The organism is Pseudarthrobacter sp. NPDC059871, from assembly GCF_042731175.1.
Taxonomy (GTDB): Bacteria; Actinomycetota; Actinomycetes; order Actinomycetales; family Micrococcaceae; genus Arthrobacter.
The window spans coordinates 11951-34678 of sequence record NZ_JBHWJV010000019.1 but is presented as its reverse complement, the minus strand read 5'-3'; the positions used below and the strand labels follow the sequence as shown (position 1 = coordinate 34678).

Annotated in this window: 21 protein-coding genes; 4 read left to right on the top strand and 17 right to left on the bottom strand. The window is 66.6% G+C overall.

Annotated features, from left to right (window positions below):
* Positions 1–169: 169 nt before the first annotated feature.
* The gene (locus ACFV4R_RS19935; protein ID WP_377204251.1) at positions 170–1210 is read left to right on the top strand and encodes a glucose-6-phosphate dehydrogenase assembly protein OpcA; all 1041 of its coding nucleotides are present in this window, start codon (positions 170–172) and stop codon (positions 1208–1210) included.
* Between the two features lie 75 nt (positions 1211–1285).
* Here ACFV4R_RS19935 and ACFV4R_RS19930 read toward each other — a convergent pair whose 3' ends face one another.
* From ACFV4R_RS19930 to uraD, 4 genes are all read right to left on the bottom strand, one after another.
* Positions 1286–3256 carry a BCCT family transporter gene (locus ACFV4R_RS19930; protein WP_377204252.1) on the bottom strand — a complete coding sequence of 657 codons (1971 nt, stop codon included), beginning with the start codon at positions 3254–3256 and terminating at the stop codon, positions 1286–1288.
* A gap of 499 nt (positions 3257–3755) precedes the next feature.
* Complete coding sequence (locus ACFV4R_RS19925) at positions 3756–4565, bottom strand: IclR family transcriptional regulator (protein ID WP_377204253.1); 810 nt, start codon at positions 4563–4565, stop codon at positions 3756–3758.
* A 157-nt stretch (positions 4566–4722) separates the two neighbouring features.
* Positions 4723–5061: a hydroxyisourate hydrolase gene (gene uraH / locus ACFV4R_RS19920; RefSeq protein WP_377204254.1), complete on the bottom strand. Its 339-nt coding sequence runs from the start codon at positions 5059–5061 to the stop codon at positions 4723–4725.
* Complete coding sequence (gene uraD, locus ACFV4R_RS19915; RefSeq protein ID WP_377204270.1) at positions 5058–5555, bottom strand: 2-oxo-4-hydroxy-4-carboxy-5-ureidoimidazoline decarboxylase; 498 nt, start codon at positions 5553–5555, stop codon at positions 5058–5060. Before uraD ends, uraH begins: the two co-directional genes overlap by 4 nt.
* Positions 5556–5830: 275 nt before the next feature.
* On the opposite strand from uraD, the gene ACFV4R_RS19910 reads away from it, so the two are divergent.
* Positions 5831–7057 (top strand): ATP-binding protein, encoded by a 1227-nt coding sequence (locus tag ACFV4R_RS19910; protein WP_377204255.1) that lies wholly within the window; start codon positions 5831–5833, stop codon positions 7055–7057.
* A 71-nt stretch (positions 7058–7128) separates the two neighbouring features.
* Here ACFV4R_RS19910 and ACFV4R_RS19905 read toward each other — a convergent pair whose 3' ends face one another.
* The 4 genes from ACFV4R_RS19905 to ACFV4R_RS19890 are packed head-to-tail and all read right to left on the bottom strand — an operon-like array spanning position 7129 to position 10954.
* Positions 7129–7554, bottom strand: a complete 426-nt coding sequence (locus tag ACFV4R_RS19905) for an ATP-binding protein (protein ID WP_377204256.1) — start codon at positions 7552–7554, stop codon at positions 7129–7131.
* Entirely contained in the window at positions 7547–7879 is a 333-nt protein-coding gene (locus ACFV4R_RS19900) for an STAS domain-containing protein (protein WP_091723395.1), read from the bottom strand. Before ACFV4R_RS19900 ends, ACFV4R_RS19905 begins: the two co-directional genes overlap by 8 nt.
* Positions 7869–9848, bottom strand: a complete 1980-nt coding sequence (locus ACFV4R_RS19895; protein WP_377204257.1) for a glycosyltransferase family 2 protein — start codon at positions 9846–9848, stop codon at positions 7869–7871. The genes ACFV4R_RS19900 and ACFV4R_RS19895 overlap by 11 nt, the downstream gene beginning before the upstream one ends.
* On the bottom strand, positions 9845–10954 hold the full coding sequence (locus tag ACFV4R_RS19890) for a PP2C family protein-serine/threonine phosphatase (protein WP_377204258.1): 1110 nt from the start codon (positions 10952–10954) through the stop codon (positions 9845–9847). Before ACFV4R_RS19890 ends, ACFV4R_RS19895 begins: the two co-directional genes overlap by 4 nt.
* Positions 10955–11220: 266 nt before the next feature.
* On the opposite strand from ACFV4R_RS19890, the gene ACFV4R_RS19885 reads away from it, so the two are divergent.
* Entirely contained in the window at positions 11221–11637 is a 417-nt protein-coding gene (locus tag ACFV4R_RS19885) for a hypothetical protein (protein WP_377204259.1), read from the top strand.
* A gap of 286 nt (positions 11638–11923) precedes the next feature.
* On the opposite strand, the gene ACFV4R_RS19880 is transcribed toward ACFV4R_RS19885, so the two are convergent.
* The 3 genes from ACFV4R_RS19880 to ACFV4R_RS19870 form a co-directional block, all read right to left on the bottom strand.
* A complete protein-coding gene (locus ACFV4R_RS19880; RefSeq protein WP_377204271.1) occupies positions 11924–12874 on the bottom strand; it encodes a manganese catalase family protein in 951 nt (316 codons plus the stop codon).
* A 305-nt stretch (positions 12875–13179) separates the two neighbouring features.
* Positions 13180–13845, bottom strand: a complete 666-nt coding sequence (locus ACFV4R_RS19875; protein WP_377204260.1) for a DNA alkylation repair protein — start codon at positions 13843–13845, stop codon at positions 13180–13182.
* A gap of 148 nt (positions 13846–13993) precedes the next feature.
* The gene (locus ACFV4R_RS19870) at positions 13994–14569 is read right to left on the bottom strand and encodes a GNAT family N-acetyltransferase (protein WP_377204261.1); all 576 of its coding nucleotides are present in this window, start codon (positions 14567–14569) and stop codon (positions 13994–13996) included.
* Positions 14570–15379: 810 nt separating this feature from the next.
* On the opposite strand from ACFV4R_RS19870, the gene ACFV4R_RS19865 reads away from it, so the two are divergent.
* Positions 15380–16348 (top strand): IS30 family transposase, encoded by a 969-nt coding sequence (locus tag ACFV4R_RS19865; RefSeq protein ID WP_377204272.1) that lies wholly within the window; start codon positions 15380–15382, stop codon positions 16346–16348.
* A gap of 154 nt (positions 16349–16502) precedes the next feature.
* On the opposite strand, the gene bcp (ACFV4R_RS19860) is transcribed toward ACFV4R_RS19865, so the two are convergent.
* The 6 genes from bcp (ACFV4R_RS19860) to ACFV4R_RS19835 all read right to left on the bottom strand — a co-directional run bounded on the left by bcp (ACFV4R_RS19860) (position 16503) and on the right by ACFV4R_RS19835 (position 22727).
* Complete coding sequence (gene bcp / locus ACFV4R_RS19860) at positions 16503–16982, bottom strand: thioredoxin-dependent thiol peroxidase (RefSeq protein ID WP_261621026.1); 480 nt, start codon at positions 16980–16982, stop codon at positions 16503–16505.
* 126 nt (positions 16983–17108) lie between these two features.
* The gene (locus ACFV4R_RS19855; protein ID WP_377204262.1) at positions 17109–18620 is read right to left on the bottom strand and encodes a CotH kinase family protein; all 1512 of its coding nucleotides are present in this window, start codon (positions 18618–18620) and stop codon (positions 17109–17111) included.
* Between the two features lie 194 nt (positions 18621–18814).
* Entirely contained in the window at positions 18815–19312 is a 498-nt protein-coding gene (gene bcp / locus ACFV4R_RS19850; RefSeq protein WP_377204263.1) for a thioredoxin-dependent thiol peroxidase, read from the bottom strand.
* A 21-nt stretch (positions 19313–19333) separates the two neighbouring features.
* Positions 19334–20089, bottom strand: a complete 756-nt coding sequence (locus tag ACFV4R_RS19845; protein WP_377204264.1) for a winged helix-turn-helix domain-containing protein — start codon at positions 20087–20089, stop codon at positions 19334–19336.
* A gap of 105 nt (positions 20090–20194) precedes the next feature.
* Positions 20195–21538, bottom strand: a complete 1344-nt coding sequence (allB, locus tag ACFV4R_RS19840; RefSeq protein ID WP_056080894.1) for an allantoinase AllB — start codon at positions 21536–21538, stop codon at positions 20195–20197.
* The gene (locus tag ACFV4R_RS19835; protein WP_377204265.1) at positions 21531–22727 is read right to left on the bottom strand and encodes a glycerate kinase; all 1197 of its coding nucleotides are present in this window, start codon (positions 22725–22727) and stop codon (positions 21531–21533) included. Before ACFV4R_RS19835 ends, allB begins: the two co-directional genes overlap by 8 nt.
* Position 22728 lies beyond the last annotated feature (1 nt).

Below are 22728 nucleotides of genomic sequence, written 5' to 3'. Positions count from 1 at the left end.
GGGCGCCCGCCCCCCGCCCGCCCCCCCTTCCACCCGGCGGCCCCACACCCCCCCCCCCCCCCTTCCCCCCCGGGGGGGCCCCCCCCCCCCCCCGCGCCCCCCCCGCCGCCGTTTCACCGTCCGTTCCCGGCCACACCACCGGCCGGGCACGGCAGAACAGGAACTTTCCATGATTGTTGACCTGCCGGACACCACCACCTCGAAGGTGTCCAAGAAACTCATGACCCTCCGCGAGCAGGGCGGCGTGACCGCATTGGGCCGGGTCCTGACCCTCGTGGTGGTCACGAAGTCCGGACTTGAGGAAGAAGCCATCGGGGCCGCCAACGATGCCAGCCGGGAACATCCCTGCCGGATCATCGTCCTGGCCAGCGCCGGTGCCGAGGCGCAGACGTGCGCTGACTCCGGCATGGACGCAGCCACCCGCCCCGGACCTGCCAGCGGCCCGGCAGCGGGGGACCGGCTCGACGCCCAGATCCGGGTGGGCGGCGACGCCGGCGCCTCGGAGGTGATCGTGCTGCGCGGTTACGGCCGGCTGGCCCGCGAGGACGAATCCCTCATCGCAGCGCTGCTGCTCCCGGACGCGCCCATCGTGGCGTGGTGGCCGCACGGCGCCCCGGAAAATGCCCGCGAAAGCTCCATTGGGTCCATCGCGCACCGCCGGATCACCGACTCCGCGAACGAAGCCAATCCCAGGGCAGCCCTCGAACGCCTCCACAGCGCTTACAGGGCCGGCGATACCGATCTCGCCTGGACGAGGCTGACCAACTGGCGCATCCAAGTCGCCGCAGCCCTCGACCACATTGACCCATCCACAGTGACGGCCGCCGAGGTGGAAGGGGCTCCCGACTCGCCCAGTCCGCTGCTGATGGCTGCGTGGCTGGGCGCTGCCCTGGACGTCCCGGTGGCTGCCATCGCCGGCCCGGTCCGGACCGGCCTCCGCGCCGTCCGGCTGATCCTCGGCAACGGTGAGATACGGCTGGAGCGGCCCGGGCATGCGGCAGCCGAACTCTCCCACCCCGGCCAGCCCGCCCAACGGATCTCCCTGCCGCGCCGCAGCCTTCGCGACTGCCTCGCCGAGGAACTCCGCCGGCTCGATCCGGATCCCGTCTTCGGGGAGGTGCTTGCCGCCGTCGGGCGCGTCATTGCGGAGCACGACGGCGGGACGCCTGCCGGCGCAGCGGGGCGGAAGGACAGCCTGGTTCCGGCCTGAAGCGGGGCGGGAACCACAACAGGTCCGGCCCCGGCGGAAATCCACCGGGGCCGGACCTTTTATTGCGTGGGTTGGCTAGTTCTTGCTGGCCTCAGTGCTGGAAACAGTGTTGGAACCCGTGCCGGGGCAGGATTCCCCTTCCGCGCACTTCTCGCTGTGTTCGTGCCGTGTCACCAGGTCGAACTGGACGCCGCCATGCTGTTCGACGCCGGTGCGGATGGCGCGTTCCACGACGGAATCCGCCAGGCGGCGGCGCAGGGACAGCGGGTCCCGCCGCAGGTCCTTGGCGAGGGCGAAGCACAGCAGCAGCATCACCACGACGAACGGGAGCGCCGCCACAATGGTGATCCTTTGCAGGCCTGACAGCGCTTCGGAGGGTTCGTCGCCGCCGGCCAGCAGCATCACCGCGGCCACGGCACCGGTGAGGGCGCCCCAGAAGATCACGAGTCCGCGCTTGGGATCCGAGGCTCCGTTGGAGCTGAGGGAGGACATGATCAGGGAGGCTGAATCCGCGCCCGTGATGAAGAAGATGGCGACGAGGACCATCGCCAGGACGATCACCGCGGCGGTCAGCCAGCCCGGCATCGGCAGGTTCTTCACCAGGTTGAACAGTGCTCCGTCAAAGTCGATGGAAGCCACGCCGTCGGTGACGGTCATCAGGCCGGGCTGGCCTGCCTCGTCAGCTTTTTGCTGCACATCGAATGCTGCCCCGCCAAAAATGCCGAACCAGATCACGCTGACAACGCTGGGAACCAGGAGGACGCCGGTGACGAACTGCCGGATGGTGCGGCCGCGGCTGATGCGGGCGATGAACATGCCGACGAAGGGCGTCCATGAGATCCACCAGGCCCAGTAGAAGATGGTCCAGCTGGACATCCAGGTGCGCAGGGCCTCGTCCCCCACGGCCTCGGTGCGGGAAGACATTTCGGCCAGGTCGCGGGCGTAGTCGCCCACGGCCGAGGGGATGAGGTTGAGGATGAACAGGGTGGGGCCGGCGATGAACACGATGACCGCGAGGACTACGGCCAGGACCATGTTGATGTTGGACAGCCACTGGATGCCGCGGCTGATGCCGGAGACTGCGGACGCCACGAAGCATGCTGTCAGGATGGCCACGATGGCCACGAGTGCAGGGGTTCCTACCTCGCCCACCCAGCCGTTGGAGGTGAGGCCGCTGCCGATCTGCAGGGCACCGAGGCCCAGCGATGCGGCCGTGCCGAAGAGTGTGGCGAAGATGGCCAGGATGTTGATGAACTTGCCCACCGGGCCCTCAACCGTCCGGATACCGAACAGTGAGGTGAAGGCGGCGGAGATCAGCTGCTTGCGGCCCAGGCGGTAGGTGCCGTAGGCCATCGCGATGCCCACCACGGCGTACATGGCCCACGGGTGCAGGGTCCAGTGGAAGATGGACGTGGCCATGGCGGTCTGGATGGCGGCAGGTGTGCGGCCGTCAACCGTTCCGGGTGGCGGCGAGATGAAGTGGTAGAGGGGTTCTGCCACGCCGTAGAACATCAGGCCAATGCCCATGCCGGCCGCGAACATCATGGCGATCCAGGACACGGTGCGGAATTCGGGCTTTTCGCCGTCCTTGCCGAGGGGGATATTGCCGAACTTCCCCATCGCCAGCCACAGGACGAAGACGACAAACAGGGAGGCGAGGACCATGAAGAGCCAGCCCGTGTACTCCATGACCCAGTCAAGGGCGTCCTTGGAGGTCGCGGCCAGGCTGTCCTTGCCGAAGAAACCCCAGAGGACGAAGGCGACGGCGATGGCGCCCGTGATTCCGAACGTTGCCTTGTCCAGGGTGAGCTTGCGGTTGCGGCGCTGGGACACCGCATGTTCGGTCTTGGTCTGGCGCAGTTCCTCGAGGATCTGGTCGTACTCTTCGGTGTCCGGGAGGGGTTCCGTGAGTGCGTCTTCCGGGGGAAGGGCTGCGGTGTCCGGTGTGCTGCCGCCCGGGGCGGCGGCTGGCTCAGCGGGGGTACTGTCCTGGTCGTCCTCGGGACGCCCGGGTTTAGGGGTGGTTAATTCACTATTGATAGCCATGAGCTGGATCCTTTGCTCGGCGGTCATGGACATGCGCAATGGCAGGGCCTGGCGCGTCCGCCGGATCGAAGCTTGGGGGACTTCGCCGGAGTTGAAGGCCATGATGTCGCCGTAGATGGTGCGTAGCTGTTTTAAGGCAGGTGCTTGCCGGCAGTCTCTTCCCGGCGCCGGTAGGCGTGGTGCGTGGAGTTACCTCTGGTATGGGTCGCGGCGGCTGGAAGATTCCGACGGACCGGGATGGCGGACGGGTAAAGCACCTGGGGAGTGTTTCGCAAGGGTCAACAGTATTCGCGTTAGGCAACAGAGTGCGCTACGCCACATTTAAAGTCAAGGTATTTCATGCTGCCGGGGCAACAAGACCCGGCCGCTTGACAGTGAGGAAAGCGAAATCCGTTTGTTGCACAGTGTGGTGCCGGTTGCGCAGGGGGCGGCAGAATTACCCGAAATGGACACAAAAATGGCCCCGACCCATAGGGGACGAGGCCATTTCCAAGCGTGCCTAGCGCCTGGAGTACCCCATGTTGGCGCTGATCTGGAGGCCTGCTTCGCGGAGTGCCTCCACCAGGCCCGGAATATTTTCCGGGTCGAAGCGGAAGGCCGGGCCGGAAATGCTGATGGAGCCCACCACGTTGCCCTGGTGGTTGAGCACCGGCACCGCTATGGCATTCAGGCCGATCTCGAACTCTTCGCGGACCACCGCGTAACCCTTGTTGCCGGCATCCAGCAGCTGGCGGTCCAGTTCCTGCCTGTTGGTGATGGTGCGTGACGTGCGGGCCGGGAGGCCGGTCTCCTTGAGGATCCTGTCGCGTTCGTCCGTAGCCAGAGCGGCCAGGAGGATCTTTCCGCTGGACGTGGCGTGCAGCGGCGTCAGGCTGCCCACCCAGTCGTAGGTGGCCAGCGTGGAGGGGCCCATGGCCTGGTCCACGTTGACCGCGTAGTTGGAGCGCAGTACGGCGAGGTTGACCGTCTCCTTGAACTCGGCCGCGAGGCCCTCCAGGACCGGGCGCGCCTCGTGGACCAGGCTAAGCCGGCCAGGGATGACGCTGGCGAGGCGGAGGATGCCGAATCCCAGCTGGTACTTTCCGCGGTCGCTGTTCTGCTGGACCATGTCCCGGCTGACCAGGGATCCCATCAGCCGGGACACCGTGGACTTGTGGATGCCCATTTCCTCGGCAATTTCACTGACTCCGGCCTGGCCTTCGCGGGCCAGGATTTCCAGGACCGCGAGGGCGCGCTCCACGGACTGCACTCCGCCGGATGGACCGCTGTCGGCGTCCGCGTCGGGTTCGGGGTGGTTGTTCGAAGCCATCGGGCGCTCCCACGTCGTCGCTGCCGCTTGCGTGCCGGCAGGCCGCAAGCGCTGGTCGATTACTCCATTCGATCCTATGCCGGGATCTGTGACCGGTATGACACGGAGCCCGGCAGGCCAGCCTGCGGCGTGGACCGGGGGCGCGTTAGCGTGGGTGCTAGCTGCCCCGGTACGTGGAGTAAGCAAACGGGCTCAGCAGCAGCGGGACGTGGTAGTGCTCGGGGCCGGATACTTCGAAAACCAGGTCCACTTCGGGGAAGAAGGTGGCCGTCTGTAGGCCGGCGTAATACGTGCCGGTGGCAAAGTTCAGCTTGTAGTGGCCCGGTTCCAGCTGCTCGGGGCCAAGGTCCTTCGCGCGGCCGTCCGCATCGGTGGTGGAGGCGGCGAGCTCACGCCAGGTGCCGGCGTCGTTCTTTGAGAGGACGACGGCGACACCCGCCGCCGGGCGCCCGGCACCGGTGTCGAGGATGTGGGTGGTGACGTGGGAGACGCTCATTCGGTGATCAGTCCTTCGAGCCGGAGTACGGCGATTTCGCGCAGCTGCTGGGCCACGATGGTGTCTTCCTCTGCGGGGGTGTTGGCGAGCCGGCTGTTGAGTGCCGCAAGGATTTCCGGCGCGGTACGGCCGGCGGCGCGAATAAGGAACACCCGGCCGAACTTTTCCTCGTACTCCCGGTTGCCGCGGGCCAGCGCCTGCGCGGCCGCGGCGTCCGCGGGATCCACCCCTGCCTGCTCGGAGCGGGACATGGACGCCTCGGCGGTGCCCGCCGTCGGCCGTTCCCCAATCCGGGGGTGATGGGCCATGGCGGACTCCACCTCGTCGGGGGTGAAGGGGTTGGCGGCCCCGGACGCGAACGCCAAGAGGGCTTCCCTGGTGTGGAAGGGCCGGGCTGCGGTGACGGCATCCACCCAGCGGGTGACATCGATGCAGGGCGTGAGGGTGTCTGCGGCGGAGGAGGGGTCCGCGCTGTTGAATTCGGCAAGCTTCATGCTGGCTGGTTCCTCGGTAGCGATGCTGGCATCCATGGTGACGGCTATGCGGAGGCCGGATTGCCCGGCGCCTCTGTGGCAAACTCGCTTGGACAAGCCACAGAGGTTCCGCATCATGGAACTGTTATTTCAGCATACGTAATATCTAAGGGCAGGAAGGGTGTGGTGTCAAGAGACTACAACACCACCGCGGCCTACCCGGTATCATCACGGAAAGGCCTTTCAAAGGCCTGCTGACACAGACTGGGGAGTCAACAGAATATGGACGGGACGCTATGCAGACGCTGACCGATCAGGACGCCGGACGCGATCTTGGCCTGCAGGAATACGGATTACTGCCGGCCCACGAGGGGACTATCCCCATACTTATTGACCGCCAGGCGCAGGGCGCCCTCGACAACCTGGTCCGCGTGGCCGCATCGCTGTGCGGGGTGCCGTACGGCGTGGTCAACATCATCACCTCGGACCAGCAGCTGCAGATTGCGGCGTCCGGGACCCAAGCCGGCATCTGCTCACGCGAGGATTCCATGTGCGCCTCCGTGTTCCTGGACCCCGGAACCACTGTGGTGCGGGACGCTTCCCTGGATCCCCGCTTCGCCGCCAATCCGTTCGTTACGGGGGAAATCGCGGATGTCCGCTTCTACGCTTCCGTCCCGCTGCGGACATCCAAGGGCCTGGTACTGGGCTCGCTGTGCGTCTTTTCCAACCAGGCCGAGCTCCCCACGCCGGAGCAGATAGACCTGGTGGAGGTGCTGGCCCAGCAGGTGGTGGAACTCCTGGAACTCCAGCACCGGACGCTCCAGCTCGACCATGCCCTGGTGGAGCTGCGCCGCAGCAACGCCATGCTGTCCGAGTTCGCCGGCCGCGTGAGCCATGACCTCCGCGCTCCACTGACCACCATCCTGGGCTACGTTGAGCTGGCTGAGGACGATCCCGACATGACCCCGGACCACCCGGCCGCCGAGTACCTGGGGCTTATCGGAACGGGCGGCAGGCGGATGTTGGGGACCCTCGAAGATGTGCTCAATTATGCCCGTGCGGATGGGGAGCTGCACCTGGAACCGGTGTCCTTGCTGGCCGTCACGGCCGAAGCCGCCCAGGACCTCGGGGTGGAACTGGGGCTGGGCAGCGGTTTCCTGTGCGAGGATGCCGAGCTCACCGCGGACCGCCAGCAGCTGCGGACCCTGATCCAGAACCTGCTGGCCAACTCGCTGAACTACCGGGAGCCCGGGCGCGGGCTGGAAGTGGCCATCACCGCCACCACGTGGCCCGGCGGCGTTACCGTCCATGTGGCGGACAACGGCAAAGGCATCAAGCCGGCGGACCGGGGACGGGCAGTGGAACCGCTGGTCCGGCTCCACCGGCCCGGCGACGGCCCGGGAACTGGCTTGGGCCTGGCCACCTGCCAGCGGATTGCCCAGTCACACGGAGGCGAACTGAGCATCAGTGAAACTCCAGGCGGAGGAGCAACCGTCTCAGTGCTGTTCCCCGCGACGCAGTAGCGTGCGGGCTTAGTGCCGGTGGTTGGGCTTGCCGGAACCGTATTTCGGCAAGCCCAACCCCCAGGCAGCAGTCAGTCCTGGGAAGACGTGCGGGACAGGACCCAGGTGCTGGTGCCGTCCTGCCGTTCGAACGTCACGGTGGTCACCAGGGCCTGGATGAGGGCAAGCCCGCGGCCGGACTCGGCATCCTCGCCGGGCGTTGCCGGTTCCATGGGGCCGAAGGGCGGCTTGGCGTTGTAGGCGCTCACGCGGGCCTGAAGCAGCAGCGGCTCCACGGTGATGTCCACGCCCAGTTCCACGGGGGCCGCGCCCGCCGGTTCGGCGTGCTGGACGATGTTGGACGCTGACTCGATCACCGCTGTGGTGAACGTCATCTGGTCCATGTCATTCACGAACGGCACATCGAGCCACAGGCTGTCCATGTCGTTGTGGACGTCGTTGATGGCGTCTTCGGTGGCGAGCCCGCGGAAGCTGCGCGAGGCGAGCACTTCAGTCATTGCCGAACGCCTCTTCGACCGACGGGTAGGCCGTGAGGACCTTGTCCATGCTGGTGAGCTGCAGGACCATCTTCACCTGCGGCTGGACTGCCGCGATCCGCAGGTCCCCGCCGGCCTGCCGCGCAGCCTTCAGGCAGCCTATGAGGGCGCCCAGCCCGGACGAATCCATGAAGGCGGTGTTCTCCAGGTTGACCACGATCCGGTTGGACCCGCCGGCGATCACGTCCGTGACGAACTCGCGGAGCTTGGGCGCGGACACCATGTTCAGCCGCCCGTCCGCCTTGACCTCGGCATATGAGTCCTTGACCTCATAGCTAAACTCCATCGGGATTCCTCTCGGATTGTGTTGGTTCTGCTGATTCTGCGGGCGGTTCAAAGCCCTTGTAGAGCACGGCGCGGACCAGGATGGACATGACCACCAGGTCGAAGATCACCCAGGCCACGTTGACCAGGGTGCCCAGCGGTTCTGCCAGGCCGGTGGCCAGGCGGACAATTCCGACGACGGCGGCCACGGCCAGCAGGATGGACACCACGATCTGGGGCTGGATCAGGCTCCAGCTGGGTCCGCCGCTTTGGCGCGCCTTGGGCGTCACCGCGAACCCCAGGGGACGGCCGAACCAGACGTTGCGGGCCGCCGTCGTACACGCCTTGATCCATGTGGGGAACAGGGCCAGGCTGTACTGCTGGCCGCGCCAGGTGGGAATGCCGCGGCCGGCCACCGCGAACAGCAGCTGGTTGACCACCATGAACGGAATGAACCGGATGAAGAAGTCCCAGCTGAGGCTGGTGACGGGCAGGATGCCCAGCAGCAGGTAGATGATGGGGGCGGCGAAGTAGATGACCGCCGCGAACCCGCTCAGGTAGGTCCACATGGTGGCGAAGTACATCAGCCGCTGGCCGATCTTCAGGCCCTTCTGCACCAGCGGGTTCTCCCGGAGCAGCACCTGGATGGTGCCCTGGGCCCAGCGGAGCCGCTGGGTGAGCATGGTCTTCAGGTCCTCCGGTGCCAGGCCGTACGCTAGGATTTCGTGGTGGTAGACGCTCTGCCAGCCCATGGCGTGCATGCGCATGGCGGTGGCCATGTCCTCGGTGACCGAGATGGTGGCCAGCGGCATGATCGGCTGGGCTTCATCGTTGCGTTCCACCGAGAGCGCGTCCAGGACGGCCTGGACCGATTCGAGGGCGCCCAGCGGGGACCAGTCACGGGCAGACATGCGCTGCACGGCATCGTCTGCCACCACAGGAACGCCGGCCTCGCCAACGTGGGCGAGTTCCATGGCCGCGATTTCCTCGAGGTCCGACTGCAGCGCCTCGACGTCGGCCTGCACCAGGGTCTGCACGGCGGTGTCCACGCGGCGGCGCACCCGGTAGGTGATTTCGCTGAGCGCCATGCCGGAGTCCAGTTCCTGCTGCGCTTCAACGGTGGCGGCTTCCACCTCGTCCAGCACCTGCGACACCAGCGGCGAGTCCATGTCCGTGGACTTGCGGGCCTGGCGGATCGCCTGCCGGGAGGCCGCCAAGGCGCGGCGGATGCTCTTCTCGGTTTCCTTCACGTAGCCCACCAGGCCCAGCTGCATCAGCGCTTCGCGGCGCAGGATGGCGTTGGAGCCGCAGAAGAAGGCAGCGTTCCAGCCGTCCTTGCCCTGCTGGATGGGGCCGTAAAACAGCGGCGCCTGGCTGCCCAGGGGGTCATCGGCCGGGACGTTGCTGAAGTACTGCGGGGTCTGGACCAGCGCCACCTTGCTGTTGTTGAAGTAGCCCAGCGTCTTTTCCAGGATGTCCGGCTCGGGGATCTGGTCTGCATCCAGGATCAGCAGGAACTCACCGTCGGTCTGCATCAGCGCATTGTTCAGGTTTCCTGCCTTGGCGTGGCGGGGCAGGTCCTTGGTCCAGTCCTCGCTGCGGGTCACGTAACCCAGCCCGTGCTGTTCGGCGAGTGCCTTCATCTCGGGGCGGGCGCCGTCGTCGAGGATCCAGGTGCTGTGCGGATGCCGGATCCGCTGGGCCGCCAGCGCCGTGGTGAGAACCATGTCCAGGTCCTCGTTGTACGTGGTGATGAAGACGTCCACCGTGGCATCGGCCGGTGGCTCCGGGGCGCCCTTGCGGATCTTCAGGTTCCACACCGTCATGCCGAACAGCATCACGTCGATGAGGCTGTACGTTTCGGCGATGACCAGCGGCAGGGCGATCCACCAGGCTTCCCAGTTCAGGGAGGCCATCCACCGCCAGGCGATGTAGTTCGCGCCGGTGATGACGGTCAGCACCACTACTAGGCGGGTCCAGAACCGGGTCATGCCGCCACCTGCGGGAGCCGGCGGACCACAACCACCGTCACATCGTCCTCAGCGGTTTCGGCCGGGGCGAGGGAGAGGATGGCGGTGCTGGCCGCCTGCGCGGAATGTTCGGCCTGGGTGGCGAGCCGGACAGCTTCAGTGAAGTCCTCCACGGATTCAAAGACATCCAGCACGCCGTCACTGACCACCACCAGGGAGTCGCCGGGTGCCAGGTCAAGGCCGGACTGCGGCCACTCGGACCCGGACCAGGCCCCCACCGGCGGCCCTCCCGAAGGAAGGCGGTGTGCTGCCCCGCCCGACTCGACGTGCAGCGCAAGTCCATGGCCGGCGTCGACATAGCTGACCTTGCCCGACGCCGCGTCCAGCCGGGCGTGGAAGAGGGTGACAAAGGAGTTGGAGGAGTCAAGGTCCGTGGCGATGGCCTTGCTGGCGGAGGCGAACGCACCGTCCAGGTCCTGCCGGCGGCCGGTGGAGCGCATGACGGCGCGGACCGTGGCGGCGATCAGGGCCGCACCCATGCCCTTTCCCATGGCATCGGCAAAGGTCAGGTGCAGGCCTTCGGGTGTCTGGTACCAGTCGTAGAAGTCCCCGCCCACGCTGCGTGAAGGGCGGAAGACCCCGGCAACGTCGTACCCCTCAACACGGATGTCCTCCTTGGGCAGGAGGCTCAACTGGACTTCGGTGGCGCGCTGGAGTTCGCTGCGCGATGCCGTGTCAGCTGCGGGGGAGGGCCGGCGGCGGAACAGCGCGTTGATCCGTGACTGCAGTTCCCGCGGGCTGAACGGCTTGCTGATGTATTCATCGGCGCCGTTGTCCAGGCCCGTCAGCTTGTCCAGTTCGTCCGCGCGTGCGGTCAGCATCACGATGAACGCATCGGAAAATTCGCGGAGGAGCTTGCAGACTTCCAGGCCGTCCAGGTCCGGGAGGTTCAGGTCAAGCGTGACCAGGTCCGGCTGGCTGCGCCGGACTTCCTCAACGCCGGTCAGGCCGGCGCCGGCCTCCGTGACTTCGAAGCCCTGCTTGGTCAGCACGCGGACCAGGAGCCCGCGGATGTCCGGGTCATCCTCGATGACAACGGCACGACGAACTTCAGGGGGAGAGACCATAGCTCTACTTCTACCGTATTAAGGCGGACGGGGCATGTCTCAGCGCTTCACAGTTTTTCGCGAATCCGCTGTTCAGCGGCGGGCGTGGCGGTGACGACGGCGGCCGGAGCCGCCGTGGGGCATCTTGCGTAAATCTTGGGACCGCCTTGCCCGGACGTTGAGCATGGCCCCGGACACTCGGAATAAGGCTGCAGCTTTAAGGCACCAGGGGATACGACGGCGGTCCCCGCCTCAAGGTGCCTGGCTGGCGGATTGCGGGGGAAGCCATGGAACAGACGAAGAATTCGAACCGGGGTGCGCCCGCACCGGGCGCAGCAGTTAGTCCGTGTGCAGCAGGCAGGCCGGGCGCAACAGTTAAGCCGGGCGCCGGCGCAGGACCTGGTGTTGGCCTGGACCTGATCGTCCGGGAAGTCCTGGAGGCGGGGGCGGCCAAGGCCAAGGCACTGTGGTGCCTCCATGTCCATTCCCGCAAAGTACGGGCTGCGGCCCGCGACCTGGCGGATGCCCTGGGCGAGTCCCGCGACGTCTGGAACTGGCCGGGAGACCGGCTGCCGGTGGGCGATGAGATGTCCCGCCACGTGGAGAAGCTGACACACCGGTTGAAGATGGAGACGGACACTCATTGCCGTCTGGAAGCGCTTTTCAGAACTGTGGGCCGGGGGCGTTCCGTCCGGACGGTTTAGATGCCACACTGGGGAGCAATCGATTGGCTGGGGGAAACAGTCAGGAGATTGCGGTGGGTTGGATGGCAGGTTGGGCTTACCTTTTGGCGGGACTCATGACCATGGACGCGCTTCTCCTGGCGCTGTGGGCCATGGAAGTGGACTGGGGCAAGTACTGGCGAAGGAAGTAGACGCCTCACCCGCGGCCGGAATCACACGATCTTTGGCACCCTGACTCTGACTCTGCCCTTGGCCTATGCACAGCGCCCACCCCAGCCGGGGCGGGCGCTGCACCTAAGGCTCCGGGTCAGCTCTTGCCGACCTTGGGGGCGTCGGCATCCTTCAACTCGGCCTCCGCCGTGGCCTGGATCAGGGCGAGGAGCTCGGGATCGAGTCCGGGCGCAAACTCTTCCCGCCGCTCGGGCGAAATCGTCATAGGGAACCCCTCGGGCATGACATCCGTGCTCAGCTCCGTTCCGTCATTGGACGGTGATGCGCCCCGGTACAACTTTCCTGCCTCGCTGAGATTGTCGGCGCTGAAGGTGTACTGGATGCTCTGGAGGCCCTGGTCCACCAGCTTCTTGACCTCCGGGAATTGCTCCGCATTTGTTTTGGGGATGGGCAGGACCTTGCCCCAGTTAACGCCCAGGCTTTCCAGGGCCTTGGCGAAGGCGTTCTCGTGCGCCTGGTCGCGGACAATCAGGTAGGCGATGGTGGACCGGGCCGTCTTGTTCTCCGTCATCTCATAGATGCGGCACTTCTGCAGCCGGCCGGTGGACTCCAGCATGAGGTTGTAGAGAAGGTCGAGGACCAGGTTTCCGCTGTTGTAGACATAGGACCCGCTCCACGGATTGCCTGCCGCGTCGACGGGCAAGGCGCCTTGGGCGCCCACGAGGTAGTGGTGGATGTTGCTGGTGTCCAGGGCGATCTTCAGCGGAGTGGCGCCCTTGGCTCCCGGCTCGTCCACGGGGTCCGTCTTTTTCCCCTGATATCGCGGCGACCCGTCCAGCAGCTGGGAGATGGTGGTGCCGATAAGTTCCACGTGGCTGATTTCCTCCGTACCCACGCCCTGCAGGAGGTCCTTGTACGGCTTCGCAGAGGCATCTCCCCGGAAGTTCATGCTCTGGAAGAGGTACTGCATCATGGTCCGCATTTCGCCGAATTGCCCGCCCAGGCCTTCCTGGAGTGCGTTGGCGGCTGCGGGATCTGGCTCATCGGCGGCAATTTCGTTGATCAGGAGTTGGGTATGCAGGTACATGCGTGCTTCCTCACTGGTGGCTGCTGCTTCGGCTTTCATTCAGGCAGCCGCGGCAAGTAGCTTCCGGCGCGGCCCCTTCACGAGCTGTGTGCTCGGACGGCTTCCAATGCCCTACCATAAGCATGCTTAGTATTATTGTGGCAAGGGGTTAGGCCGAATCCATGTGTACGTTTTCCGGCTTCCGCGTCTCGATCAGCCCGGGTCACCGCTGACGGGCAGCGTGGACATGATCAGCCCTGAAACGTGGTCCGCCGCCGGCTTCCCCGGGCTCCGCGGACGCTCACCGGCCGGTGCCGGCAGCTTGGCTACGCGCTGCGGCGGCTGACGATCTCGTTGATCCATGCCGGCGCGAACGGCGACGTGCAGTTGGGTGGGGTGGGGTAGTCCTTGAGGACCTCCAGGCGCTCGCCAATGCCGATGGCCCTGGCCCGCTGGTCCGGATGCTCGATCCCGATCTGCGCGAGGGTGTGGTTCATGGCCCACTGCAGGCGGTCCGGGGCGGCCTTCAGCTCCGCCTCGATGGTGTCCAGCAGACCCGGCAGGTCAAGCCCTTCCGGCTTCTTGGCGACCCGCTCTGTGGTGAGTGCCCAGCCTGCACTGGCCACCACGGGGTCATGGTCTGCCGTCCAAGCCACGCGGAGTGCTTCGGCGTGCGGGCTCTTCTTGACCACGTAGTTGACCAGCCAGTCGTGGACTTTCGGTGCCCGGGATTCGCGCAGCATGGCGTTCAGTTCCTCACGGCTGAAATCCTTCGGCCGGCAAATCAGCAGCGCCAGGAGCCGCGCTGCGGTATCCCCGGTGGCCCAGAGCTGCCGTGCCAGGTCCTGCTGGGTCTTCAGCCGCTTGGCCACGGCCCGGAGCTTGCCCAGGTTGACGCCGTGATCGTCCCCGCGCTTTTCATTGGCTTCGCGGAACCTGGGATCTTCGAGCTCCGCCAGTTCGGCCAGAACCTCATCCACTGACTGGGACATCCCTACCTCCGCCTGCGTTGCCGTGAAGTATCAGTTTACGGCCGGGGTACGGCCGTCTCTTCCCGGGCTGCCCGCCCAGCAACGGCCCCTCGCGGCCCCTGCCTGGGCTTTACCGTCCTGCCCCTGCCAGTCTGCCTGCCGGGGCCGGCTACTGGTCCAGATCCAGCCGCATCAGCACCCGCGGGAAGCCGTTAAGCACGGACTCGGTGTCCGCGGCCTTCGTAAAACCGGCATCCTCGAAGAGCTTCCGAGTGCCCACGTAGGCCATGGTGAGGTCCACTTTCTGCCCGGCGTTGTCCACCGGATACCCTTCGACGGCGGGCGCTCCGTAGGCACGTGCCAGGTCCACGGCCCCTGCCAGCAGCGCGTGCGAAATTCCGTTGCCGCGGTGCCCGGGCCGTACCCGGATGCACCAGATGGACCACACGTCCTGGCCGTCCACGTGCGGGATCCGCCGGTTGGTGGCGAAACCCGTGTCCGCGCGGGGGTGGACCGCTGCCCACCCAACCGGCTCGCCGCCGTCGTACGCCAAAATTCCCGGCGGAGGATCCTCCGCCACCAGCTTCTTCACGAACTCCCCGCGCTCGGTTCCGTGAAGCTGCTGGTTCTGCTTGGACGGGATGCGGTAGCTGAGGCACCAGCACACGTTCGCATCGGGCCGCTTGGGGCCCACGAGGGCTTTGAGGTCCGCGAAATCGGTGGCCGGACGGATTTCGATCACCATGCGGCCATCCTGTCACCGGCCAGCGGTTGCGGCAACGGTTCCGCGTGCGCTTCCGGACCGAACAACCGGACCTCCGAACAACCGGACCGCCGAAGAACTGCGCAGTCGCCCTCAAACAAAGAACGCCCCCGCACTTTGGGCGGGTTCTAACGGTCGTTGCAACACCCAGATCTTTTGGGAGTTGCAACGACCGTGTCGTCTTTAGGGTCAAAATCGGATTCTTCTTTGAGTGCAGACCCGGGTTCCTCCAGCGCGCGAAGAGCCTTCTCGCGGGAGGAAAAGGATGCTTTCTTCTCCGTGTTTGATCGGCTTGGAAGTGTGAGCGCGGCTGCTGCCGAGCTTGGCCTGAACCGGCATACGTGCTTCGGATGGGCACGAAACGCCGGTGTTGTTCCGAAGAAGGCGTTGACCAGGCGGGTCCCAAAGCGGAAGTACACCCCGGAAGAGAAAGAGCAGTTCCTCGCCCTGTTGGATCGGGTCGGCAGCGTGACGGTTGCTGCCGCGGAGCTCGGATTGAACCGGATGACGTGCTACCAATGGGCCAGTAAGGCCGGAATCGCCAACGTCCGCCAGGGCTCGGGCAAACGGGAGGAGTTCCTCCGGCTGCGCAAGAACGGAGCGACCCGGCGGGAGGCTGCCCAGGCCGTGAGCGTGCATCCCCGGACCGCGCAGGAGTGGGACCAAGGCGTCAGGAAGGTCGGCAGCCGACGCATTTACCCCGACGGGCGCGTCGTCGACTACAAACGGGGTGTGACCACCTTGACCGCCCTTCCCGTCCCGGCCCCGCCGACTGCCGGCCAGCCGCTGGCCATGTCCGCGCTGGAGAAACCGGTGGACCCCAGGTTCCTCTCGCTTCAGGAGCGGGAAACGATTAGGGACATGCGGGCTGCCAGTTCGTCCATACGGGCGATCGCGGCGGCCCTGGGCCGGCACGCATCGACGGTCAGCCGTGAGCTCGCCCGGAACAGCCGACACGCGTTGGGCTACCAGCCCTACGCAGCCCAACGGAAGGCCGTAGCCCGACGGGCACGCCCCAAGCCCTCCAAGCTGGCCGGGGAATCCAAACTGCGAGACTACGTGAAAGCAAAACTCCTCATACGCTGGTCTCCGGAGCAGATCAGCCACACCCTGGTCGACGAGTTCCCCGACCAACCGGAGATGCGCGTGAGCCCAGAGACGATCTACCAAGCCCTCTACATCCAGGCCCGGGGCGGCCTCAAACGTGAGGTCGCAACCGCACTGCGGACGGGCCGAGCCCGCCGCAAACCCCACAAGGATCCACAACAACGCCAGCCACGGTTCGTGGATCCAATGATCATGATCTCCGAACGCCCGCCCGAGATCGAAGACCGGGCCGTTCCCGGGCACTGGGAAGGCGATCTCATCACCGGGGCGAACAACCAGTCCGCGATCGCCACGTTGGTGGAACGCACCACCCGCTACGTGATGCTCGTTCACCTTCCTGGTGACCACACCGCCGAAACCGTCCGCGATGGACTCATCAACACCATGTCCAACCTCCCGGCGCACCTGCGCGGCTCCCTGACGTGGGACCAAGGCGCGGAAATGGCAGCCCACAAATCCTTCACCCTCGCCACCGACATGGACGTCTACTTCTGCGACCCTGCCAGCCCCTGGCAGCGCGGCTCGAACGAAAACACCAACGGCCTGCTGCGCCAATACTTTCCCAAAGGCACCGACCTTTCAGCCTACGGACCTGAAGACCTCGAACACGTCGCCCAGGAACTCAACGGCCGCCCACGCAAAACGCTCGGCTGAAAAACTCCAGCCGAGCGTTTACGTGATTTACTACTAACCACCTAACCAACAGGTGTTGCAACGACCCCTAGAATCCGCCTTGGCGCGGAGGCGTTCTTTCGATGACAGATCTCTCATCAGCGTCTGCCGTAGACGCGGTACCCGTCAGCGCAGGCTAGAGTCCCAGGGCTTCCTTCAGCCGGGCCACGTGGCCGTCAGCCTTCACCTGGTACTGCGCCAGGACCACCTTGCCCTCGGTGTCCACCACAACGGTGGAGCGGACGATGCCCTCGACGATCTCGCCGTTGACCAGTTTCTCGCCCCAGGCGCCGTAGGCGAGGGCCACTGCGTGGTCCTGGTCGGAGAGCAGCGGGAACGTCAGGGAGAAGTCGCCGCTGAAACCGGCAAGGGCTTCCTGGGCGTCGGGGGAGATGCCCACCACCTCGTACCCCTGGCCCTGCAGCGCGCCCAGGCTGTCACGGAAATCGCAGGCTTCGGTGGTGCAGCCGGGGGTTGCGGCCTTGGGGTAAAAGTACACAATGACATTTTTGCCACGGTAATCGGCCAGGGAGATTTCCCGGCCCTGGGCATCCCGCAGGGTGAAGTCGGGAGCCGGAGTTCCGGGCTGAAGCTTGGTGGTCAAGGTCTGGCTCATGGCGTTCCTTTGGAGATTCGGTCAATAATGGCCAACATCAAGTGAAGCGGGTTTCCGCTATCAGCAACAACTCCGCCGTCACACCCGGTATTCCGCCACCCCCGCCGCGGACGCCTTTCCGGCGGCCTAAACCTGGTCCTTAAGCGCCGCCGTGCGTTCCTGGATAAAAGTGCGCAGCGTCTGCGTTTCACCAGCCAGTTCCTCGGCGGTGAGCCCGTCGCTGAGGGGTACGACGCCGGCAATTGAGTCCAGGAGGCTGGCCGCGGTTCCGCTGGCGTACAGCTGGGCGTAAAGATCCGTGTACGCGGCGTCATACACGGACTGGAAGGCCTCCGAAGCCAGGAACTTTTCCTTCAGTTCGTTGCCGCCCCGGCTTCCTCCACCTCCCGGACCTGCAGCCCCGCCTGCCCCTGCTCCCGTTCCGCCCGCTGCTCCTGCCGTGCCGTCAGCGTCCGCGGCGGCTCCCGCAAAAGGTGCCCAGCCGCCGTCGTCCGTTCCGGGAGGCTGCATGCCGCCGCCCGTACCTTGATTTCCTCCGCCGCCTGCGCCGCCACCGCCGATGGACAGCTGCGCCTCGGGAGATGCCGTGGCGTCGCCGGTCATGGCGAGGTTGAGGTCCCAGGAAATAACCGAGATCTTCTTGGTGTCCAGGCTGTACCAGAGGTAGTAGTTCTGCCCGGGCCCGGCCATGTCGTCGCCGTTGACCAGCAGGTTCATGGTGGCGGTGTAGCGGGCAAAGGACTCCACATCCACCCGCTCCGCCAGGCCGGCGTCGAACTCCTCGTCGGTGGCTTCGGACAGCCACTTGAGGAAGTCGACGATGGGCTGGACTGTCTCGCTGTCCTTGTTGTTGAGCTGCTTGAACTGGTCCTCGTAGGTGGCCAGGTCGTCGCCCTGGTAGGTGAAGCTGGAATCGGCATCGGCTTTGTAGAGGACTCCCGGGGTATCGAACAGGGAGTCGGCGTAGTCCTCATCGGGGTTTTCCACCAGCAGCCTGGTCTGGGTGGGGCTGCCGTTCACCGAGTAGGTGGTGTAGGCGTACCGCTGCGTGGCCTGGCCGCTGGCTCCGGTGAGGGCCAGGGCCAGGGCCTCATTCAGGACGGGGGAGCCGGGGCGCAGCGACACCTCGCCGAGCCCCTGGTAGGTCTGGCCGTCCACGTACTTGTCGAAGCGGATCAGCAGGGGCAGGGACTCGGGGACGTCAGAGGAGATCCCGGACGATGCCGCGTTCCCGCCCATCCCGCCGCCGCCAGCGCCGTTGCCGCTGAGGCTGCGCAGCGTGGAGTTGCCCTTGAGCCGCACGCCCACGTTGGACACGGTGGTGCCGTCGATGGTGATGTCCGCGGCGATCCAGTCCTTTGACCCGTCGGCCTCATAGGCGGCGATCATTGCGGCATAGTCGTCCCCGTTCCACGCGACGCTGACCGTGTGGGAGGCGCCGTCCGTGAACAGGGTGGAGTCCACCGTCGAGGTGCCTGTGCCTGTGCCTGTACCGGAGTCCACTCCCGCGCTGGCGGACGCTGCGGACGTGGCCTGCGTGCCGGACGACTCCCCACCGGCCCCAACACCGCACCCAGTCAGGGCAAGGGCAACCGCCAGGGCGGTGGAGGAAAGGATGGCACCGGGGAAACGTCGCATGGGTCCTGCTTCAGGCTCGGGGATATGTTCCATCCACGTTCCCGGGCCCAGCTGTGCCGTTGCTGTGCTGGTGCCATGCGGCCGGTATGCAAACCGGATGCGCCATCAGATAGCGTCCCCAAACCCGGGTTTTGGCGCCACGAGTGAGCGGGCGTTGGGGTTTGGGGCGCCACGAGTGAGCGGGCGTTGGGGGGTCAGAGGCCGAGTTCTTCCCGCAGCGCCGCGACGTGGCCCTGGGCGTCCACCTGGTACTGCGCAAGGATGGCACGGCCGTCCGGCCCCACCACCACAGTGGAGCGCAGGACGCCTTCGATGATCTCGCCGTTGACCAGTTTCTCGCCCCAGGCGCCGTACGCCCGGGCCACGGTGTGGTCCTGGTCTGAGAGCAGCGGGAAAGTCAGGGCGTGGTCTGCGGTGAAGCCAGCCAGGGCTTCCGGGGCGTCGGGGGAAATGCCGAGGACCTCGTAGCCGCGGCCCTGCAGCGAGGCCAGGTTGTCGCGGAAGTCGCACGCTTCGGTGGTGCAGCCGGGGGTGGCGGCCTTCGGGTAGAAATACACGATCACGTTCCGGCCACGGAAGGACTCGAGGGATACAGGGTTCCCTGCGGCGTCCGGAAGGGTGAAAGCCGGTGCGGGGCTGCCGGGCTGGAGCCGGGCAGTGAAGGGCGCGGTGTTGTTGGGCGCGGTGGTCATGCTGCTCCTCGGTGGGGTTTTTCAGATGGAGTATTCGGCGGGCCCGCGCACGGTGGCGTGCGGGCCGGGGATGAACTGGTAGCCGCCGCCTCGGACGGTGGCCACGGCGTGCCGGGCGTTGCCAAGCTTCCGGCGGATCCGGCCCACGTAGACGTCGATGGACCGGGCGGTGGCGCCGGGGTAATTCAGGAACTCCAGGAATTCCTGCAGCTCCTCCCGGCTGACGGTGCGGGACAGGTGGGTGACCAGGAACCGCAGCACCTTGTATTCGACGCCGGTCAGGGAAACCGGCGCGCCGTCCAGGAGGACGGTATCGGCGGCGAGGTCCACGGCCACGGTGCTGACGGGCCCGGCCGACGGCGGCAGGTGCGCAGCGTCGTCGTCCGCGCTGCCTGCCGTCCCGGCTTCCGCCGCAGCAGTCCCTGCAGCAGTCCCGGCAGCGTTGCTGCCGGCCTTGTCCGTTGGAGCGCCGGTTGGATCACCCGATGAACCACGGGCTGGATCGCCGGGGTCCTCCGCCGTGGAGGGAGTGCGGGAGGAGTGGTCTGTGGCTCCCTCCCCGGCGGAGGCCCCGGACGTGGGGGCTCCGGCGGCAGGCCAGTGGACTTCCGCCTCCGGAGCAGTCTGCAGGGCACGGGCCAGCACCAGTTCGGCGGCCCGGGCCAGGATTTCGGGGCTGGTTCCTTCCTCCGGCACCACCCATACGGCCAGGCCGCGGGCCACAGCTTTGGGCTGGACCGTCCGCGGTGGCTGGCCTGAACGAGGGGGCTGGGTCATGGAAGGCTCCGCCATTTGCCGGCTGTGGGGCATCCGCGGGCGGGAGGACATCCCCGAAGGGAAAGCCGCCCGCGGATGGTGTGCTTCCACTGCCATGGCGCGTCCTTAGACGCCGCCGCGGCGGATCAGCTTGCCCGTGGGGGTCTGGCCGTCCACCACGGCGCCGCGCAGGAAGGTCTTGCGGACCACGCCTGCCAGGGTCTTGCCGTCATAAGGCGTGATGGGGTTCTTGTGCTTGAGCTTGGACACGTCCACCACGAAGGCCTCATCCGGGGCGAAGACCGCGAAGTCGGCGTCGTAGCCCAGGGCCAGCTGCCCCTTGTTGGTGAGGCGTGCCAGGTTGGCGGGCTTTTCCGCCATCCAGGACACCACCTGTTCCAGCGGGATGCCGCGGTGCCGGGCTTCGCTCCAGATCAGGGAGAGGCCCAGCTGCAGCGACGAGACTCCGCCCCAGGCCACGGCAAAGTCGCCGTTTTCCAGGTCTTTGAGGTCCAGTGTGGAGGGGGAGTGGTCCGAAACGATGCAGTCGATGGTGCCGTCCTGCAGGCCCTGCCACAGCAGTTCCCGGTTGGAGGCTTCGCGGATGGGCGGGCAGCACTTGTACGCGGTGGCGCCGTCCGGGATTTCCTCGGCCATGAGGGTCAGGTAGTGCGGGCACGTCTCCACGGTGAGCTTGACGCCGTCGCGCTTTGCCGAAGCGATCATGGGCAGCGCGTCCGACGACGAGAGGTGCAGGATGTGCGCACGGGCACCGGTCCAGCGGGCCCGTTCGATGACCTCGGCGATGGCCTTGTTCTCGGCGCCGCGGGGGCGGGAAGCCAGGAAGGTTTCGTAGTGGTCGCCGCCGGGATGCGGAGCGCGGTCGATGGCGTGCGAGTCCTCAGCGTGGACGATCATGAGCGAGTCGAAGGACTTCAGCTCGGCCATGTCCTCTTCCATCTCATCCGCGTCCAGGTGCGGGAACTCGTCCACGCCGGAGTGCAGCAGGAAGCACTTGAAGCCGAACACGCCGTCGTCGTGCAGCGGGCGCAGGTCCGCCTTGTTGCCGGGGATGGCGCCGCCCCAGAACCCGACGTCGATGAACGCCTGGTCCTCGGCCACCTCGCGCTTGAGCTTGAGGTTGGCCACGGTGGTGGTGGGCGGGACGGAGTTCAGCGGCATGTCGATGATGGTGGTGACGCCGCCGGCTGCTGCCGCGCGGGTGGCGGAGGCGAAGCCTTCCCACTCGGTGCGGCCGGGCTCGTTGACGTGGACGTGGGTGTCCACCAGGCCCGGGAGCAGGGTTTCGTCATCAGCCAGTTCGATGATCTCGGTACCGGCCAGGCCGTTGCCCAGCGGCTCGATGGCGACGATCTTGCCGCCACGGACGCCCACTTCGCGCGGTGCGATGCCGGCGGTGGTGAGGATGCGCTGGCCCCGGATGACCAGGTCAAAACGTTCTTCAGACACGGAGGTCCTCCTTGGTACTTGCAGCGCCGGCAGGCCGTCCGGCCGCCAGCCGCTTGCTGATCTGGGTGCCCAGCTGCTCCAGAAGCTCGCCAGCCTCTGATATGCACCTGTTTACATCGGTTTCGAGTTCGGTCAAAGCGTAAACGTCTTCGAATCCTGCGGCGGCGGCCTGGCTGTGCTCCAGGGTGGTCCGCCCGCACACCGCAATGACGGGAATGCCCCGTGCTGCTGCGGCCCTGGCAACGCCCATGGGGGTCTTGCCGAGCAGGCTCTGTTCGTCCAGGCTGCCTTCGCCGGTGATCACCAGGTCGGCGCCGGCCAACCGGTCCGCCAGTTCAGTGAATTCGAGGACGACGTCGATGCCGGGCCGCCGCGTTGCCGCCAGGGCTGCGATGGCGGCGTAGCCCACGCCGCCGGCTGCTCCGGCTCCGGGAGCCTCGGCGGCCTTGACGGCGCGGAATCCGATTTCCCTGGCCAGGACTTCGACAAACCTGGCCAGGGCGGCGTCGAGCATGCCGACGTCTTGTGGTGTGGCACCCTTTTGTGGGCCGAAAACCGCCGCGGCGCCCTGGGCGCCCAGCAGGGGGTTGTCGACGTCGGATGCCAGCACGAAGCGGGTGTCCACCAGGCGGGGTTCAAAGTGGGTGAAATCGATGCTGTGCAGGTTGGCCAGCGCCGCCCCGCCCGGGGGAAGTTCATTGTTGCGGCTGTCCAGGAACCTGGCGCCGAGGCCCTGCATGAGCCCCGCACCGCCGTCGGTATTCGCGCTGCCCCCAACGCCCAGCACGATGCGGCGGCAACCCGCGTCCAGCGCGGCACGGATGAGCTGCCCGGTGCCCAGGCTGGTGGCCGTGGTGGCATCCGCCGAGGCGGGCCGGCCGCCGTCCTGTACCCGGGGAACCAGCGCCAGCCCGGAGGCTGTGGCCATTTCGATGACGGCTTCGTGGCCCCGGACGGCGAACTCGGCTTCCACCGGCTGCCCGGTGGGCCCGGCCACCGTGGCCGTGCGCCGGGTGAAGCCGGAGCCGACGGCGGCGTCGAGGGTGCCCTCGCCGCCGTCAGCCACCGGAATCCGGAGGACGTCAAGGTTGCCGCCTGCTCCGCGCTGCAGGCCCTTTTCGAGGAACCTGCACACCTCCGGGGCGGACAGGGATCCCTTGAACTTGTCCGGGGCAATCACGATCCGCATG